The following is a 248-nucleotide window of genomic DNA, read 5'->3' as shown; positions in this document are numbered from 1 at the left end:
CTAGCATCATCGCCATCGGCGTTACGGTGCGCGGCCAGCGCGCGGCAGGATCGAGGCGGCTGCCATGAAGCCCCCACGCCACCAGCGGCGCCGCGACCGCGACGGCGATCATGTGTCCGGCCATATGCCCGGTCATGCCCCCGACGATCGCCGCCGCCCAGCCGAGCGGCAGCAGGATCAGCCCGGCGATCAACGCAGCGCGCTTCATCGGCAATCCGTCAGGAAGATGACCGGCATGGCGGTGAACA

Annotated in this window: 1 protein-coding gene; it reads right to left on the bottom strand. The window is 69.8% G+C overall.

Annotated elements, in window-relative coordinates; all coding sequences use genetic code 11:
• The coding region (locus tag AC0IYH_RS33195) for a hypothetical protein (RefSeq protein ID WP_471838651.1) at window positions 1-208 on the bottom strand (208 nt) is incomplete at its 3' end.
• Window positions 209-248 lie beyond the last annotated feature (40 nt).

This window comes from Pseudomonas sp. AC463, from assembly GCF_979253585.1.
The sequence above is the reverse complement of the archived record's forward strand: the minus strand, read 5'-3'. Positions and strand labels throughout refer to the sequence as shown.